At 56.3% G+C, this 17532-nt stretch carries 14 protein-coding genes; 9 read left to right on the forward strand and 5 right to left on the reverse strand.

What is annotated here, in order from left to right; all coding sequences use genetic code 11:
* Positions 1-5 precede the first annotated feature (5 nt).
* Positions 6-1721 (reverse strand): hypothetical protein, encoded by a 1716-nt coding sequence (locus VNX88_13850; protein ID HWY69749.1) that lies wholly within the window; start codon positions 1719-1721, stop codon positions 6-8.
* Entirely contained in the window at positions 1718-2779 is a 1062-nt protein-coding gene (gene rlmB / locus VNX88_13855) for a 23S rRNA (guanosine(2251)-2'-O)-methyltransferase RlmB (GenBank protein ID HWY69750.1), read from the reverse strand. The genes VNX88_13850 and rlmB overlap by 4 nt, the downstream gene beginning before the upstream one ends.
* A 102-nt stretch (positions 2780-2881) precedes the next feature.
* Here rlmB and VNX88_13860 point away from each other — a divergent pair, with 102 nt between their 5' ends.
* The 5 genes from VNX88_13860 to VNX88_13880 all read left to right on the forward strand — a co-directional run bounded on the left by VNX88_13860 (position 2882) and on the right by VNX88_13880 (position 7153).
* On the forward strand, positions 2882-4063 hold the full coding sequence (locus tag VNX88_13860) for an acetyl-CoA C-acetyltransferase (protein ID HWY69751.1): 1182 nt from the start codon (positions 2882-2884) through the stop codon (positions 4061-4063).
* A gap of 318 nt (positions 4064-4381) precedes the next feature.
* Positions 4382-4978, forward strand: coding sequence for an RNA polymerase sigma factor (locus VNX88_13865; protein HWY69752.1), 597 nt, complete (start codon positions 4382-4384; stop codon positions 4976-4978).
* Entirely contained in the window at positions 4975-5469 is a 495-nt protein-coding gene (locus VNX88_13870) for a hypothetical protein (GenBank protein ID HWY69753.1), read from the forward strand. Before VNX88_13865 ends, VNX88_13870 begins: the two co-directional genes overlap by 4 nt.
* A 25-nt stretch (positions 5470-5494) precedes the next feature.
* Positions 5495-6025, forward strand: coding sequence for a zinc ribbon domain-containing protein (locus VNX88_13875; GenBank protein ID HWY69754.1), 531 nt, complete (start codon positions 5495-5497; stop codon positions 6023-6025).
* Positions 6026-6379: 354 nt separating this feature from the next.
* Positions 6380-7153 (forward strand): response regulator, encoded by a 774-nt coding sequence (locus VNX88_13880; GenBank protein HWY69755.1) that lies wholly within the window; start codon positions 6380-6382, stop codon positions 7151-7153.
* A gap of 290 nt (positions 7154-7443) precedes the next feature.
* Here the strand turns inward: VNX88_13880 and VNX88_13885 are convergent, their stop codons facing one another.
* Positions 7444-7992, reverse strand: coding sequence for an inorganic diphosphatase (locus VNX88_13885; GenBank protein HWY69756.1), 549 nt, complete (start codon positions 7990-7992; stop codon positions 7444-7446).
* A gap of 46 nt (positions 7993-8038) precedes the next feature.
* Between VNX88_13885 and purS the strand changes: the two genes are divergently transcribed.
* The 4 genes from purS to VNX88_13905 all read left to right on the forward strand — a co-directional run bounded on the left by purS (position 8039) and on the right by VNX88_13905 (position 15104).
* On the forward strand, positions 8039-8284 hold the full coding sequence (gene purS, locus VNX88_13890; GenBank protein HWY69757.1) for a phosphoribosylformylglycinamidine synthase subunit PurS: 246 nt from the start codon (positions 8039-8041) through the stop codon (positions 8282-8284).
* Positions 8285-8415: 131 nt separating this feature from the next.
* Positions 8416-10287 carry a glutamine--fructose-6-phosphate transaminase (isomerizing) gene (glmS, locus tag VNX88_13895; GenBank protein HWY69758.1) on the forward strand — a complete coding sequence of 624 codons (1872 nt, stop codon included), beginning with the start codon at positions 8416-8418 and terminating at the stop codon, positions 10285-10287.
* 208 nt (positions 10288-10495) lie between these two features.
* Positions 10496-14251, forward strand: coding sequence for an alpha-amylase family glycosyl hydrolase (locus VNX88_13900; protein HWY69759.1), 3756 nt, complete (start codon positions 10496-10498; stop codon positions 14249-14251).
* Positions 14252-14363: 112 nt separating this feature from the next.
* The gene (locus VNX88_13905; GenBank protein ID HWY69760.1) at positions 14364-15104 is read left to right on the forward strand and encodes an FAD-dependent oxidoreductase; all 741 of its coding nucleotides are present in this window, start codon (positions 14364-14366) and stop codon (positions 15102-15104) included.
* Between the two features lie 290 nt (positions 15105-15394).
* On the opposite strand, the gene VNX88_13910 is transcribed toward VNX88_13905, so the two are convergent.
* Positions 15395-15634 (reverse strand): hypothetical protein, encoded by a 240-nt coding sequence (locus VNX88_13910; protein ID HWY69761.1) that lies wholly within the window; start codon positions 15632-15634, stop codon positions 15395-15397.
* A 41-nt stretch (positions 15635-15675) separates the two neighbouring features.
* Positions 15676-17505 (reverse strand): sodium:solute symporter family protein, encoded by a 1830-nt coding sequence (locus VNX88_13915; GenBank protein HWY69762.1) that lies wholly within the window; start codon positions 17503-17505, stop codon positions 15676-15678.
* Positions 17506-17532: the final 27 nt, after the last annotated feature.

Raw genomic sequence — 17532 nt, forward strand, 5'->3', positions numbered from 1 at the left:
CCTTTCTATGGATGCCCAATTTTTATTGGTGTCGTGTTGTCGGACCGATCCGCTTCCGGCACGCTTCCGTCGTTAACCGTCAGATTGATTGGCCGGCTGCCGACTTCGATCCTAACGGCTACCTTGCCGTGGGCTGGAACAAGCTGGCGAGTTGGCACGTCTCCAGCCTCGGTGTGCACGATCACGGGCAGCTCTGCGCCCGCTCCCCCCTTGTTCTCGATCGTGGCTGAGACCAAAAAAATTCCTTGCAGGCTTGGGCGCGCATATCCGTTGCTCGCGGTGAACTCGGGAAGGCCACGGTCCTGATAGACCCAATCGTCAAAGAACCACTCCAGGTCCTTGTGTGAGTTCTTTTCCAGGAGCTTCTGGATGTATGAAGGTTCTTTGTCTGACTCAGGATCGTACTGCTGCAAGGAATCAAGCAAGACTCTTTGCCCGACGATCTCCCGCAGCATCCACCAGACATACATCGCCTTCGTGCGAAAGAAGACTTCACTCGTCGTGTTGACCAGGCTGTTGCTTTTCGCCGTTTCAGGAGCACCGGAGTCCACTAGTGTCAGCGGCGTGAGCCGTTGCTGCATGTAGCCGATAGCCGCGGCGCGCCCGTCTTGCTGTTCGCGCATGAGTGCCTGGGCCAGGTGCGCCGCTCCTTCGTAGATCCACGCCCGCGGCGACCAGAGGGTCTTATGCGCGAACATGTACGTGATCGTCACTTCGAGCGACTTGCGGTCGATCGTCTTCAACGGAGTGAGCAGAACCGTATCTGCGTCGAATGTCGTGTCTTCTGCTTCTGGGAGTTCAATCAGGGAAGCTGGAAAATCGGACTTGCCGGTAATCATTGGCGTCGTGTCGCGAATCACCCGCGCATAATCCTGCGCTTGGGTTTGATGGTCAGGAAGGAAGTTCACGGAGAATGCAGTTTTGCCGGTCTCTTGTCGCGCTAGAGCGGCCTCATAAGGTCCAGCAACTAAGACAGGGCCAGTCAGACCGAGGTGTCCCCACCAATGCTCGATGATCGTCACGCTGCCTAAGAATTCAATGCGCACTAGCTGGGCATTGCTCAACACGCGATTCTGGTTATCCGTTTCAATCTGCACCCCCATCGTGGACAACGAGTGTCGCACTGACCATGCGCTCGTTTCCTCGAAGACGCGATTACCCTCGCTCAGCATCGCCGGATCCAGCGACACCGGGAACCAGAGCACGTGTCCTACGCCGCGAAGGCAGGTGAAGCTGGGCGTAATTCGGTCGTAGTCGGTGGCGGCTCGGATCACGAGCGGTACACCAAGTTGAGCGAGTCGAGTGGTATCGAGCGAGATGGTTCCGCTGTAGCCGACTTCTATCTCGAGCGACGCTCCCGGAGCGATCGCTACCGGCAGAGTGACGATTGCCTCCTGGACATTCCCGCTGTGATCGAGATCGGAGCGGACTTTGGATGTAGTGAAGGGAACTGCGTTGCCACTCTGCTTGATCGATGCCCACGTCAACGAGGATGAAAGTTGAAGCGGAAGCAGGCGCTGCGATTGAGCGGAATCATTGCGCAGCGTGATTTTGCCACGAGCGAAGAGCGAGTCTGTCTGCGTTTCAATGCGAACATTGAGATCCCAATTCAGGAAAGTAAAGGCATTCCGATCTGGTTGCGAGGGCTTTTTAGGTTCCTGCGCCGTTGCACTCACCAGAGTCAACGCGATAACCAGGTAGGCAGTGCCCGGGAATCTCACGAACCGAGGCCCTTGCGCTGCTTGACCGGGACCTCGTTCGTTACCTCGGCTGGCCTCGCACGTCTCTGCCGGGCAACCTCATACATCACGATTGCACCTGCCACTGAGACGTTTAGCGAAGAAACCCTTCCCGCCATGGGAATCGAGACGAGGTAATCACACTTTTTTCGTACGAGATCGTGCAATCCGTGACCTTCAGCTCCCAATACGATGGCGCAATCCATTCGATAGTCGAGTTCGTCATAGCTGCGATCGCCGCGCTCGTCGAGACCAATGATCCAAAGATTGCGCTCCTTCATCTGCTCGAGTGTCCGTGCCAGGTTGACCACACGCGCGATGTTCACGTGCTCGGAAGCTCCGGCGGACGCTTTTGCGACCGTTGGGTTAACAGCCGCGGCCCGGCGCTCTGGGATGACAACCCCATCTGCTCCGGCTCCATCGGCGGTGCGAATGAGTGCTCCGAGATTGTGGGGATCTTCTACGCCATCAAGCGCGACTACAAAGCTGTGCTCACCTTTTTTATGGGTGAGAATTTCGTCCAGTTCGGAGTAGTTTTTGCCGGCTACGACCGCGACCACTCCTTGATGGGACTTAGTTCGAGCAAGACGATCGAGCTGTTCGCGCGGCACGAAGCGCAACGAGATGCCTTCTTTTCGCGCGAGATCGATCACCGCCTGCAGTCGCTGGTCGTGACTATCGCGCGCAACTTCCACGTGGTCGAGCGAGCGACTGCGCGAAAGCAGAGCCTCTTCGACTGCATGGATGCCGTAAAGAACGTCCATTGGAATGAGTGTACAGCGTGCCGTCTTGCAGTCGCGGCGGCGTGTTCCCGTGAGTGCCTTCACGATGATGAGGTAGCGCGCAGACAGTGTCGGATGTGCGTTTGCACATTGGTTGCGTTTGGAATTCGTGCCGCTAGAAGCGGCACGAAAACCTGATGCGCGGCACGGAGAGACCTGAGCCTGCCAGAGACGCGCATGCCACCAGCATGGCAGAGACGCAGCATGCTGCGTCTTTACGACGCAGACTGGAACTGCCGGGCGGCGGTTTCTCCACACGCGCTCTCGCAAGGCGCAGCATGCTGCCTCTCTACCTTTGTTATTCTGAAAAGTTGGACCAATGCGGAATATCGCGTCTGGGCTACATCTTGAGGAGTTGCTTTGGAAGAAGTTTTTATTCTCTCCGCTGTCCGCACACCCATAGGCAAATTTGGGGGTTCACTCGCCCACATGACCGCCGCCGACATGGGAGTGGTTGCAGCCAAGGCTGCGCTGGAGAGTGCTGGAGTTTCGTCCGAAGGCGTCGAGGAGACGATCATCGGCAACGCGCGCCAGGCCGGTGGAGGACCAAACGTCGCTCGGCAGATTTCCGTCCGCAGCGGGGTTCCCGAAACTGTACCTGCATACACGGTAAATCAGGCGTGCGCCTCCGGACTCAAGGCCATCTCTCTCGGGTTTCAGGAAATCGCAAACGGCAATCTGGATTGCGTGCTTGCAGGCGGCACGGAATCGATGTCGCGCCTACCTTATTACCTCGAGGGCGCGCGCTGGGGATACCGTCTTGGGAATCAGGAGCTGGTCGATGGCATGTATCGTGACGGATTCTTCTGCCCCATGGCCCAGATGGTAATGGGAGAGACCGCGGAAGTCCTTGCGCGCGAATTTCAAATCTCAAGGGAAGAGCAGGATCAGTATGCGTTGTGCTCTCAGCAGCGCGCTGAGCGCGCGATCCAAAGCGGACGCTTTGACGCGGAAATCGTTCCAGTCACAATCGAGAGCAGGAAGGGCACACAGGTGTTCGCGCGCGATGAGCATCCGCTGCCCCAGGCATCGCTCGACAAGATGGCAAAACTCAAACCTGTGTTTGCCGCAGATGGAACGGTGACAGCGGGGAATGCTTCGGGAATCACCGATGGAGCCGCCGCCGTTGTCCTGGGCAGCGGGGCCTTTGCGAAGAAACACAATCTCAAGCCGCTGGCGAGAATTGTGGGCGCCACAACTGCTGGAGTCGATCCGAAGCGCATGGGTATCGGTCCTGTACCGGCGTTGAAGAAGCTGGAAGAGAAGTACGGCATTAAGGCTTCAGCTGCCGATCTCATCGAGCTGAATGAGGCCTTTGCAGCGCAGGTGCTTGCCTGCGATCGCGAGCTGCACTTTGATCACGACAAGCTGAACGTCAACGGTGGATCGATTGCGCTCGGACATCCCATCGGCTGCACGGGCGCGCGAATTACGGTGACCTTGCTGCACGAAATGATTAAGCGCAAGTCCAAGCTCGGGATCGCGACTTTATGCGTCAGTGGTGGGATGGGAATCGCTATGGCGATTGAAAACGTGGCGTAGCGCGACCCGGCACCATGTTTGAGCTATGTGGCACAGCCGCCCTCGGCTGTGGCTCTTGCGGTTCATATCCAAGCTTCAAGACTCTCGGCCATGGTTCTTCCGGCCCTTCGGGCCTGGTCACGTACGCAACGCCAAAGTCGAGCTTGATCGCCAAAAATTGCGCTAGACCGAAAGCCACAGCCGAGGGCGGCTGTGCCACATAGTTTTTTCGGTTTAGGTGTGCTTACCTTAAGAAACGTAAACTCATCCCGAATCAGGTACTTACGGCCCGGCGAATTGATGCGACTTTTGCTTACAATCGCTCGTATTAACAGTCAAATGTTTAGAGCGGCAACTCGTCCGGTGGAGTGGACTCTACGAGAGAACGTTGAGATCGCCCGTGGTCTGCGTCGGCGAGACCCGGATCTGCTCGACCGCCTGATCGAGCGCTATCAACATCGGCTGCTGCGTTACCTCGTCTTTCTTACCGGCAATCGCGAACTCGCCGAAGACATCTTCCAGGAAACCTGGATCCGCGTGATGGAACGCGGCAAGCAGTACAACGGCCAATCAAAGTTCGATACTTGGCTCTTCGCCATCGCACGCCATCTCGTAATTGACTGGTCGCGCAAGAAGACCACGACTAGCCTAGAAGCCCTTCAGGAACAATTTGGCAACGAGCACGCATTCGATGTTCCTTTCGCGGGACCGTCTCCTTTTGACGCCGTTACCACGCGGGAGAATCGTGAGAGCGTGCAGGCCGCTTTGGGCCGGCTGGATTCGCTGCATCGCGAGGTGCTGGTGCTACGGTTCCACGAAGAGCTCTCGCTCGACGAGATTGCCACCGTGACCGGCGCGCCGCTTTCGACGGTGAAGTCGCGCCTCTATCGTGGACTTGCTGCATTAAAGCCGGCGTTCGCGGAGGAACAACTATGAGCCGCTACGATCACGCGCGGGCTTTGGAACTTTCGAGCAGAGCTTTTGCGGACTTTCTTAGCGAGCGTGAGCAGACTTGGTTGAGCGAACATCTCGAGAGTTGCTCCGAGTGCAAGGCACAGCATGAGCAGTTGCACGCCGCGATCAGTGCACTGAAGACCGTTTCCATCAGTGCCGGCAACGATTTGGTGCAGGGCACGCAGCGGCGCATTCGCGCGCTCTGTCTGCAGACTGCAGCACGACAACGCAGGATGCGTCCGATTTGGATCTCATCAGGCTTCGCATCTGTGTGGATGGCATGCAGTACGCCTTACCTTTGGCAGTCATTCGATGTCACCGGACATTGGCTGCACATTCCCGATTTGCTATGGCAGATGGCATTCCTGGTGGCATGGTTTACACCCGCGCTTACTGGCGCGGCAGTAGCCTTGTGGTTGCGTCCGCAACTCGCTCAAACTGCATCTAGGCAATTGGCGCGAGCTACTGCTTAGCTTACGAGTCGGCTCTAAGTAATTTATGGATTACGCCAACGTAGAAGAACAGAAACCGCAGATTGCCGATGAGATTCGTCTCATTCCGAAGTGGTCGGTGGCTCTTGCTGTTCTGATCTTTGCCGCCGTCCAGGCTACTGTTCACCTCTATCTGGCGAGGCACGATCACAATCTGCCGCCGCGCGGGTTTCTGATCTTTTGGAGCGTTGCTTGGGGTACGGTTCTCGGTGTTTACACGCTTATGGTCGGTTACGTCACACGCGATGCCAAGCGCCGTGGGATGAACCTCGCGCTTTGGACTCCGTTGGTGATCTTCATGCCCGGCGCCATTGGGCTAGTGCTCTACTTCCTGCTACGACAGCCGTTGCTCGCTATTTGTCCGCAGTGCTCGGCGAGCGTTGTGCCGGGAATGAACTTCTGCCCCGAGTGCCGCTTTCAACTTGCTCCCACCTGTCCACAATGCCAGCGCACAGTTCGCATCACTGATTCTTTCTGCGGCAATTGCGGCGAGAACCTCACGGCAGATCACGTTTATCATCACCGCGAGCGACGTTAGGTGTCGGACCTGCGGGCGCCCTCGGCCGGGTGTTCGTCGGGTACGAAAAGCAAATACCCACGCGGATGAACGCTGATTTTCAGGATTCACACGGACTTTCTTTTCGGGATGGGATGTCCCTGACCTGCATCTTTAAGTTCTTACCCAGGATATTTCTGTTCGTCTCAAACGACGCCGCCCAAATCATCTCTTGATTCCGACCAAAAAGTACGCCGCCCTCCCAATCCGCGTGAATCCCTAGAATCAGCGTTCATCCGCGTGAGCATTTGGTGTTGTTGTTGGGTTTGCGTCGAACACCCGCGCGAGGGCGCGCGTCAGTCCTGGTCCTAACGGTATACTTTTCAGTCACACTCAATGGCAATCTCGACCATCATCGTTGACGACGAGCAGCTCTCGCGCGAGGAACTGACCTATCTGCTGAAGAGTGTTGGCGATGTTGAGGTAGTAGCCCAGGGAAGCAATGGGGTCGAGGCAATTCAGCTTATCCGCGAACACAATCCTGAGCTGGTATTCCTCGATGTTCAGATGCCCGGTCTTGACGGCTTTGGGGTGATAAAGAGGCTGGTCGACAAGAAGCATCCTCTCCCCCAGATAGTCTTTGCCACCGCCTTTGATCAATACGCCGTCCGCGCCTTCGAAGTGAACGCGGTGGACTATCTGCTTAAGCCCTTCGATAAGAAGCGGGTTGTTCAGTCGGTCGAGAAAGCCAAGCAGAAACTCGCCGCAGCACCCACTTCGAGCGAACGCCTCGAATCCCTGATCAATCTGCTCGAACAGCAGCAGAAACCACAGCAGCAGAAGATACTCTTGCGTTCCGCAGGCCGGTTGATCCTGGTTGACCAGAAGGACGTCTGCTTCGCGACCATCGACGAGGGCGTCATTACCGTCGCTACTCCCAGCATGGAAGGACATTCCAACTGCCGGACGCTCGAAGAACTGCTCGAGAGCCTGGATCCCAACGTCTTCTGGCGGGCTCACCGCTCCCATGTGGTGAACATCAATCGCATCAAGGAAGTTCTGCCCTGGTTCAAGAGCTCCTACCAACTCCGTATGGATGATCGCAAGCATACGGAGCTTCCCGTGAGCCGGGCGCAGACGAAGCGGCTGAGGGAGTTGTTTGGTCTGTAGTTGGGCTTGGAAGTGGCCTGGATATTCGGGGAGCAAAAAGCATCTGCAAGCCTCAAGGATTCCCTGGTCAGCCCTGTTGCGTTTTGGGCCTCCTTTCCGCAAGTAGTCGATTAGTCTAGTGATGCTAACGGTTTAGCGGAAAAATCCCGAGAATCCCTGCTCGTTCCCTGCCGGCTCGCGGGAATCCGCTAATTTTGGGCAGAATTCGAATGATTTTCGACTCGAATTCGAAAACCACCCTGTATATGTCGCTGTTTTTGGTTTCTGCTGAATTTCTTGCGGGAGAGTTTCTAGCTTGTCTTTCCCGCCGCCCGCTTCTGCTGATCGGTGAAGGCTTTTTGGCTCTCGGTGATAAGGGCTCGGGCCACGGAGGCGTCCTGCCAACCTTTGGTTTCGACGCGCTTGCCTTCCAGGTCTTTGTAGATCGAGAAAAAGTGGGTAATCTCCCGGAGGATGTGGGGATAGATCTCTGAGTGGTTCCAAACGTCCTTGTAACGGGGATTGCTCTTGCCCACGGCCAGTAGCTTCTCGTCGTGGACACCTTGATCGAGCATGTCGAGAACGCCGATCGGGCGTACTTCCATCACGCAGCCGGTGAAGCTGGGACTATCGACGAGTACCAGCACATCTAGAGGATCGCCGTCATGGCTCAGCGTGCTCGGCAGGAAGCCATAGTCGCCGGGAAAGTGCACTGGGGAGTAGAGATTCCGGTCGAGGCGAAAGACGTGAAGCTTTTTGTCGTACTCGTACTTGTTGATGGACTGAAGAGGAATCTCCACCACCACGTTCACAACTTCCGGTGCCTTATCCCCCAGCGGCAGCGCGCCGTAATCGATCATGCTTCAAGTCTATCGTTCCTAGTCCCGTATAATCGAGGCAGATTCGATGAAAGCTCACGTTTACGTCACTCTTAAGACCACGGTTCTCGATCCCCAAGGAAAAACGATTCAGGGTGCCTTGAAGAAGATGAACTACAAGGGAGTGGAAGACGTTCGCCAGGGAAAGTATTTTCTTCTGACACTGGAACCGAACCTGGAAAGAGATAAAGTGAAGACGGAAGTTGAGCGTATTGCCCGTGAAGTGCTCACGAATCCGGTAATCGAAGAATTTGCGTACAGGCTCGAAGACTAGTAACCTTCTTCAATCCCCTCGTAATTGCCCCCCTCAAGGTAAGTTCAGGTACGCTCCTGGGCAGCAACTCGCATCCATGGGAATAGAATCTTTTAGACTGCAAACGGCTCTGAGCTGAGGAATATTCGCGTATGTGCGGCATCGTTGGGTATGTAGGTCAAAAGAGCGTAGTCCCAGTAATCATTGAGGGACTGCGCAAGCTTGAGTATCGCGGATACGATTCCGCAGGAATTGCGGTCGCCGGGAATGGAGATGGACTTCAGGTGCGCCGCGCAGAAGGCAAGTTGCGGAATCTGGAAGAGGTTATTCGCCTCAAACCTCTTGAAGGCTCTTATGGGATTGGCCACACGCGCTGGGCGACGCATGGACGTCCCACCGAAGAAAACGCTCATCCACATCGCGATTGCACCGGACGGGTGGTTGTAGTTCACAACGGTATCGTCGAGAACTATCTCTCGCTGAAGAAAAGGCTGATCGAAGAAGGTCATAAATTCACCACCGAAACTGACACTGAGGTCATCGCCCACCTCATTGAAAACGCGCTGAAGAGCAGCAACGGCACGCGTCCTGCGCTTGAAGACGCAGTGCGCAAGACAGTGAAGCAGCTCACCGGCGTTTTCGCGCTGGTGGTCATCAGTGCGGATGAGCCGAACAAGATCGTCGCGGCTCGCAATGGGCCGCCCGCCGTGATCGGTCTTGGAGAGAACGAGTACTTCGTCGCCTCCGACATTCCGGCCATTCTGCATCACACCCGCGATCTGTTCTTCCTCGCCGATGGCGATTTGGCAGTGATCACACCTTCTGGAGTGCACGTCACAGATTTCGACGGCCAACCTCTCCAGCGGAAGGCGCAGCGCGTCACGTGGGATCCTATCCAGGCGGAAAAAGGCGGCTTCAAGCACTTCATGCTCAAGGAGATTTATGAGCAGCCGCGCGCCGTTCGCGATACCACTTTGGGACGCATCTCGCAGGATTCCGGCAAGGTCTTCCTGGAGGAGATGGAAATCAGCGAGGACGAGTTCCGCAAAGCTAACAAGGTGAACATCGCCGCTTGCGGAACCAGTTGGCACGCTGGGCTGGCGGGTAAGTTCATGATCGAGCGCCTCGCGCGCGTACCGGTAGAGGTCGACTACGCCAGCGAATATCGATATCGCGATCCCATAACGGGACCCGATGCTCTCACGTTGCTCATAACGCAATCAGGCGAAACCGCCGATACAATCGCAGCGCAACGCGAAGCCAAAGCCAAGGGCTCTAAGACGCTCGCTATCTGCAATGTAGTCGGCGCGATGATTGCTCGCGAGGCGTCCGGCACCATCTACACGCACGCGGGTCCAGAAATCGGAGTGGCCTCCACCAAGGCATTTACGGCGCAGCTTACGGCGCTGTTCTTGTTCGCCATGTTCCTTGCGCAGAAACGCAATCAGTTGAACGAAGCCCAATCGATCAGGCTGGTGCAGGAACTCACCAAGCTGCCGGGCAAACTGGAATCGATTCTTAATCACGACGAGGCCTGCGACAGTCTTGCGCGCCAGTATCAAAAGGTCCAAGGCTTTCTATTTCTCGGACGCGGCATTCACTATCCCATCGCCCTCGAAGGCGCTCTCAAGCTCAAAGAGATCAGCTACATTCACGCCGAAGGTTATCCTGCGGGCGAGATGAAGCATGGTCCCAACGCATTGATCGACGAGAATCTTCCCGTGGTAGTTCTGGCAACGAAAGATCCGGACGATCCCGATTCGGTATTGCGTTATGAAAAGACCACATCGAACATCAAAGAAGTCACTGCGCGTTCAGGCAAGGTAATTGCCATCGCCACCGAAGGCGATGAAGAGATACACGAGTCCGCAGACCACGTCCTTTATGTTCCCAAGGCTCCCGAGCTGCTGCTTCCCATTCTGGAAGTCGTGCCACTCCAGTTGCTGGCGTATCACATCGCTGTCCGCCGGGGCTGCGACGTGGACCAGCCGAGGAACCTGGCCAAGTCAGTAACGGTAGAGTAGCGATTCGCTTTCGTTAACGTGGTTCCGGCCGTCCTCGGCCGGTGCGAGCAGACCTGCGGCCCAGTTCATTCCACTCACGCGTCTCTCTTTCGACTATCATTGCCACCGAAAATCTTCGTTCGGCTCGAGGATGCAGGCAGTCGGCTTTCTTGGCGTGCAATCTCACTGCTCTCGATTCTGTTTTAATAGAAGTCTCCTCAAGGGGCTAATGGATCCTTTCCCGAGATTCGAGTTCCACGTCTCACGCGCCGCCCGCGAGCGCTACGGTTTTGAGGAGGAGCTGTTCTCGTGGAACGGCAACGTGATGTTTGCCAACGTTGCTGCCAGCCGCCGCTTCGCCGAGAAGATGAACCGGCAGCGCGATGTGGAGCGCAATCCTGAGCGGACCGTTCATGCCGGCGCGCTGAACGCAATGGCCTTGATTGACGAGTTGCTGCATGCGCTGCTCGCGCAATACCGTCAGCGACGCGACGCCAGCGTAATGATCGATGCACTCGCGTGGTTCGAGGCGCAGGTCGGCCGCGATTCGGTTCACAGTACATTGCTCGCTTTTACCGAGCAATTTCCGCCTCGCGATGTGTATGCCGGAAAGCAGTCTGCGAGTGAGTGGCTAGACGGTTCGAGCGGAGATACCCCGCATCGCTCCGTGGCTTTGGAAGAAATGATGATGCTGTGGTTGGCGAACTCCAATCCAGCGTTTCTCCGCTTCAAGGAGCTATTCGACGATTCTGAACTCAAGAAGAGCACGGCTTATCCAAAGATCACGTCTAACCTCAAGGAGTATTTCAAGACCCGTCCGACCTTTGGTCCTGCGAATCAGAACCTCGTCGATTTGTTGCAGGCGCCGGCATTGGCATCGCCAGATTCCCTGGAGGGACAGCTGGCCTACATGCGTGAGGCCTGGCAGCAAGAGCTTGGCGACATGATCCGGCGCATTCTGGTGGCTCTGGATATTTTCAAAGAGGAAGAGCTCGCTATCTGGATGCGCTTCCACCCAGACGCAGGACACGCTGACCACTTTGGTTTCCCGCAGGACCGTGGCGACTCCAGCGCCGCTGCTATTCCCCATTACAACCTGAAAGAGCCTGAATACGAGCGTTTCAGTCCAGACGTGGACTGGATGCCGCGCACGGTGATGATCGCCAAGAGCACCTTCGTATGGCTTGATCAATTGTCACGGATCTACCAGCGCCATATCCACCGCCTCGACCAGGTTCCCAATGAGGAACTCGATACGCTAGCGCACCGAGGATTCAATGTGCTCTGGCTGATCGGTGTTTGGGAGCGAAGCAAAGCCTCACAGCGGGTCAAGCAGCTTACTGGGAACCCCGAGGCCGCAGCTTCCGCATATTCGCTGTTCGACTACACCATCGCCGAAGAACTCGGAGGCGAAGGTTCCTACCTCAATTTGAAGGATCGCGCTGCCTCTCGTGGTATTCGCATGGGAACAGACATGGTCCCGAATCACACCGGGATCGACTCGCGCTGGGTTACGGAGCATCCTGACTGGTTCATCTCGCTTCCGTATCCGCCTTTTCCCGCATATCGCTTCGATGGGCCAGATCTTTCTACTGACGGACGCGTCGAGATCAAGATTGAAGATCACTACTACAACAAAACCGATGCCGCGGTCGTCTTCCGCCGTCGCGATCGCTGGAGCGGGGAGTCTCGGTACATCTACCACGGGAACGATGGCACGAGCTATCCGTGGAACGACACCGCGCAGCTGAACTACCTGAACGCCGAAGTGCGGGAAGCGGTGATCCAGAAGATTCTGTATGTCGCTCGCCTATCCCCGGTGATTCGCTTCGATGCCGCCATGACATTGGCGAAGCAGCATTACCAGCGCCTGTGGTTTCCCGTGCCGGGCACTGGAGGCGCGATTCCTTCGCGCGCGGAGCACGGACTCACTAAGCCGGAGTTTGATACGGCGATGCCGAGCGAATTCTGGCGTGACGTAGTGGATCGATGCGCTGCTGAGGCTCCTGGCACCCTGCTGCTTGCCGAGGCCTTCTGGCTGCTCGAAGGATATTTCGTGCGCACGCTGGGCATGCATCGCGTCTACAACAGCGCCTTCATGAACATGCTGCGCGATGAAGAGAACGCAAATTATCGGAACGTGATCAAGAACACGCTCGAATTCGATCCGGAGATTCTCAAGCGCTACGTCAACTTCATGAACAATCCTGACGAGCGCACTGCGGTGGACCAATTTGGGAAGGGCGACAAATATTTCGGAGTCTGCACGCTTATGGCCACCTTGCCTGGGTTACCGATGTTTGGACACGGACAGGTGGAAGGCTTCACGGAGCGTTATGGAATGGAATATCGTCGCGCCTATCACGACGAATCCGCAGATCCGTGGCTGGTGTCGCGCCATGAACGTCAGATTGCTCCGCTGCTGCACCGGCGCCCGCTGTTTGCCGAAGTCCGCAATTTCCTGCTCTATGATTTCTACAACGAGTCAGGATCGGTAAACGAAAACGTCTTTGCCTACTCGAACAGCCTGGGCGGCGGCCAGCGAGCGCTGGTGGTTTACAACAATAAGTTCGCCGATGCTCACGGCTGGATCCGAATCTCCAGCTCTTTTGCTGAAAAATTTCCCGACGGAGGTCGCGCGCTTCGCCAACGCGACTTGGCGAACGCCCTGAATGTCACCGGCGACGCGGCGCAATTCGTAGCTACGCGCGATACCGTCACCGGCCTCGAACACATATTTAGCGGTAGTGAGCTGAGAGAAAAGGGCATGCGATTCGATCTCGGCGGATATCAGTGTCACGTCCTTCTCGACTGGAAGCATCTGCGCGACGACGTGAATCATCCCTGGCGAGAGTTGTACGAGCACTTGCGCGGCAAAGGCGTCGCCAGCCTGGCCGATGCAATGCGGGATTTGCAGTTGAAGCCGGTGCACGATGCACTGGGCGCTGTTCTCGATCCTCCACTCATCGCAAACCTTTTCGAAGTGACTACTCCGCAGAGCGAACAAGCCGGCAAGCAAACCGCACTGGCTCCGGAACCTGCTGCAGTTTCGACGAAGAAAGGGCCAGCAGGCACTCGGGGACAGAAAACTGGTGATGGACACGCGTTGCAACGCAGAAAAGAGGCGCTCGATCTATTAGCCCAGCGCGTGGAGTCGATGCTGAAAGCTGCTCAAGCGCTCGTTTCGGGTGAGTCTGCCGAGTCCATGGGAGTGCCCGGGCACGGCGAATGGCATGGGAGTTTGGAGGCCGCCGTAGCCTCTTTCACGCGCAAGGTGGAAGCAACTCGCCGCATCCCTTCGCTGGAAAAACATTTCCGTGTGGCGTGGTCAACCCATGCGTGCTCGGTTCTTCCCAACGATGCGGAAAAGGAGAACCTGGCGCGTTGGGCCACTGTGATTGCCTGGGCGGCGTTGCATGGTCTCGGCGAACTGCTGAGTGCGTCTGAGCCCGAACAAGCCGGCAAGAGGCTTTTCGACGCGCTCAGGTTGCGCGAACCGCTGGCCGACGCCTTCTCCCGATTTGGTCTTGAGGGTGAGGAAAAATGGCGCGCAAGCGCGCGCGTCCGCGCCGTGCTGGCAAATGAAGCGTGGCTGCCTGGAGCGCCGCGATCAGCCAAATCGCCGTATAGCTGGCTGCATGATCCCGATGTTTTGTGGCTGATCAACGTTCATGACTATCAGGGCGTTCGTTACTTTAACAAGGAAATGTACCAATGTTTGCTCTGGTGGATGGCGTTGCCTGCGCTCATACGGATCGCTGAATCGCCGACTCCGGATCCGCAGAAGTTGCACGAACTGGAACTGCAGATTGAGTCCCGAATCGATGCAGCCGAGGCGGCCGGATACCAGGTGATGGCATTGTTCGAATTGGGGGAGGGAGCCGGATCACAGGGACCGCCAGCGGTAGTCGACGATGACGAGCCGCCGGTCAATGAACCGGAAGAAGAGGAGATAACTCCCAAGGGACGACGCACTCCGAAATAACGGAGGGCATGCGTGTGTTCCTGCAGGCTTATCTCAAGAACCCACGACGCAAATGGTTCATCGTGATGAGCGTCCATCAGCAACCTCCCACTGCTATGTTTGAGGACAAGAGTTGATCGAGCGGCCTTTGCATACCGCGCGCCTGGTGCAGCAGGAGTGGCTCTCGCAGTCGAGCGAAACCAAGCATCTGGTTTTCGCGATCGAGGACATGGAGCGGTTCGACTTCGCCGCCGGCCAGTTCATCTCGCTGGTCGCGCCTCGCGATGGCAAGACGATTACCCGCGCATATTCTCTGGCCTCAGCGCCACGTAAGAATGAATTTGATCTCTGCCTGAATCGCGTGGAAGAAGGATTCTTCTCCAACTTCTTATGCGACATGAAGGAAGGAGAGACAGTAAAGTTCCACGGTCCGCACGGCACTTTCGTTTTGCGAAATCCGCTCCGTGACTCAATTCTTATTGCGACCGGCACTGGCATAGCCCCGATCCGTGGATTCGTGCAATGGCTATTCGCTGATGAGTCGCGGCACAAGGGCCGTGAGATTCATTTGGTTTACGGCACCCGTTATCCTGTCGATATCTATTACAAGGACTATTTCGACCTGGTGGCCCACGATTTTCCGAATTTCCACTACGTGATTACGTTGAGCCGAGCTCCCGACGACTGGAAGGGCGAACGCGGATATGTGCAGGACCAGGTGCGCAAGATCGTTATGGCTCGTCCCGAGTCGGAACGAACGAACATGGAGGCCTATGTCTGCGGCCTGAACGACATGATCTCGGCAACACGGAAGATGCTGAAAGAGGAACTAGGTTGGGACCGCAAGCAGATTGTTTATGAGAGGTACGACTAACGCCGACTTCGCCGAGGCAGCTTTGGCGCGTTATCGCTGTGGGTTCCTTTGTGGAACTGTCATCCCTCGCGCCGCAGCTACAGCGCTTTTGCATCCAGAATTAGTTCTTGCGGCGCGGGGGATCTGCTGTTTCGTTGGTGATGCAAACAGCAGATCCCCCAGGCCGCATCAGCTTTGATGGGTACGTTAGCAGGCACGCGGCGGCCTGAGGGATGAGTGTCTATATTTGTTGGGCAGCGGAGATTAGCCGTCGAAGCTTGGCGGAGAGGTCTACAGTCACTCCAATCGCTTTAGTGCCCGCCCCGCGCGGGAACCTCACGCGACGCCGGAGGGGTTTTCGACACGCGCGATCCCTGGCGCCCAAGCAAAACCATTACGATCCCAAACACCAGCAGCACTATTCCCCAAGTGAGGTTGATGTTAATGCCTACCGAGGTCGACGCCAGCGGCCGCACTGCTCCGTAAATTGTGAGCAGCGCTCCGACGAAGAGAAACATCGAGCCGATTGGAAGACGAATATCTAAGCCCATTCTGATTTCCTCTGCGCTTTCGCGGCCTATCGCTTATTGCTTTACCAAAACACCACATTCAGCAAAATCGTGAGACCGAGCACGATGATCGCGAGCACTCCCGGACGTGTGTACCAGGCTGCATCTGTCTCCTTCGGCTTCTCTGTGAGTGAGTAAACCAAGCCAACTAGTTCGGATTCGGCGCGTGGCTTGGTTATCAGACTCACAAGGATCGTGACTACAAAACATGTAGTCCAGGCAAAGATTGCTGTCCAGAAGTTCTGAGCCATCTCGCTGGGATAATTCCGCAATACCGTGATCCAGCCGCCCTTGATCCCGATCGGCTGTCCGACCGGTAGGGTCAGTCCGTGGTGCAGAGCAGCAGCAACGGTGCCTGAAAGCAGGCCCGCAAATGCGCCGTGGCCGGTAGTGCGCTTCCAGAACATGCCCAGAAGGAATGTGGCAAACAACGGCGCATTCACGAAGGCAAATACCAGTTGCAGCATGTCCATGATGTTGTTGAATTTCACGGCGACATATGCCGCGGCGATGGAAAGTACGATGCCAAAAACGGTGGCCATGCGACCCATCCACAACAAGTGCTCGTCGCTGGCTTTTCGATTCAAATACGCGTGATAGATGTCATAGGTCCACACTGTATTGAAGGCGGTTACGTTTCCAGCCATTCCCGACATGAAACTGGCGAGCAGCGCGGTAAGTCCGAGTCCGAGCACACCAGTAGGGAAGTAGTGCAGCAGCATCATCGGGATCGCGAGGTCATAGTCGTATTGTGGTTTGCCCGTGCTGTCGAGAATCGGACTTCCACTTGCGTCGACCTTCGCTGGGATCAAACCTTTTCTCAAGGTTACAGATCCTGAAGACGCCGGATTTTCCGTCGGTTGCAGCGCAACTGTCGCATTCTTATCGGCGAGGCTGACTCTCGCGGTAGCTGAAGGACTGGCGGCGATCGCAATCAATCCAGGCAGAATTACCAGAAAGGGAAAGAACATCTTTGGCAGAGCGGCGATCAACGGCGTGCGCCGCGCGGCGCTCATGGAATCCGCAGCCATTGCCCGCTGGACAACGAGAAAGTCAGTGCACCAGTAACCGAAAGACAGAACAAATCCGAGGCCGGCGACGAGTCCAAACCACTCCACTCCCATGGGATTCGTGCTCGGGCTACCCATGCCGCGCCATGAGTGGCTGAAGCTCTCCGGAAGCTTTGCCGCGAGGCCTTGCCATCCACCCACATTTCTCAATCCCAACCACACGAGTGGAAGAAAGCCCGCGACGATCAAAAAGAATTGGAGAACTTCGTTGTAGATTGCGCTCGTAAGTCCACCGAGAAGAATGTAGGCAAGAACGATGACCGCGGAAAGAAAGATCGAGAAGTCAAAGATCGCTTCGTAACCCAGATGCAAGCCGTGAAAGAGCGAGTCGAATATGTGCAGCGTTTGGATCAAGCGCGCCATCGCATACATCGAGATTCCCGACGAAAAAATCGTCATGATCGCAAATGAGATCGCGTTCAACCCTCGCGTCTTCTCGTCGAAGCGCAGACGCAGATACTCCGGCACGGAATGCGCGCGCGAGCCGTAGTAAAACGGCATCATGAAGATTCCCACGAAGACCATGGCTGGAATGGCTCCCACCCAATAAAAGTGGCTGGTTGCAATTCCATATTTCGCGCCCGATGCGCCCATGCCAATCACTTCTTGCGCGCCTAGGTTGGCAGAGATAAATGCCAGCCCGCAGATCCACGCGGGAATCGCGCGCCCAGCGAGGAAAAAGTCGGTGCTGGTGCGCATGTAACGTTTGAGTGCCACGCCGATGCCCAGCACAAAGGCGAAGTACACCAGCATGATGGTCCAGTCGATCGCGGTAAGGTTCACGAGACCTCGTAAGGCAAATCGAATTAG

This window comes from Terriglobales bacterium (assembly GCA_035567895.1).
Classification (GTDB): domain Bacteria; phylum Acidobacteriota; class Terriglobia; order Terriglobales; family Acidobacteriaceae; genus Gp1-AA112.